The organism is Microbulbifer okhotskensis, from assembly GCF_023895975.1.
Classification (GTDB): domain Bacteria; phylum Pseudomonadota; class Gammaproteobacteria; order Pseudomonadales; family Cellvibrionaceae; genus Microbulbifer; species Microbulbifer okhotskensis.
Genome location: NZ_JALBWM010000369.1, coordinates 1 through 537, shown reverse-complemented (window position 1 = coordinate 537; position 537 = coordinate 1). Strand labels below are relative to the sequence as shown.

2 protein-coding genes are annotated in these 537 nt (G+C 60.1%); both read right to left on the bottom strand.

The features are described from left to right. Nucleotides 1–275 (bottom strand): NlpC/P60 family protein (locus MO867_RS22550; RefSeq protein ID WP_252473350.1); only part of this gene is annotated, 275 nt, incomplete at its 3' end. Between the two features lie 16 nt (nucleotides 276–291). After that, nucleotides 292–537, bottom strand: a 246-nt coding sequence (locus MO867_RS22545; RefSeq protein WP_252473348.1) for a phage BR0599 family protein, incomplete at its 5' end; no start/stop codon positions are given.

Sequence of the window (537 nt, the reverse complement as noted above, 5' to 3'; positions counted from 1 at the left end):
GGTGATTTAAACAGGGCAATATCACCGGGCTGCCATAAATGTTCCGCGATGGGATTGCCGAAACGCCGCTGCATTTTCTGGCGCAGGCCGTCTTTCCAGGGCTCGCGGCCGTAGTGTTTTTCATCTTCGATTACCAGGCCGGCGGCGCGCAGGCTTAAAACAATTAATCCCACGCAGTCCACCGCCCATTCGGTGCGCCCCCGGTGCCGCCAGCGCACGCGCTTAGCCACCAGGCCGCGCGCATGGGCCAGTGTGTCGAGTCTTTGTTGCTGCATGGTTTATGGCTGCTGGTTATTGCTGCTGAAGGTTTCCGGTGGAATAGGTGCTGCCGCCCCCGGCACTGCCGGGCACGCCGGCGCCGGGGGTGTCGGAGGCCTGACCGATGGGGATTAAGTTTTCCCCTTTAAAATTGAGCTGGTTGCCGTATTCATCGCGGCAGATGGCAAAGACACCATCGCAGTCCGGGCGGATCTCTAATTGATCGCCGGGCTCAACCGCAAACGGCAGGGGTTCGATTTGGGTAATCTGGCCGCTGGC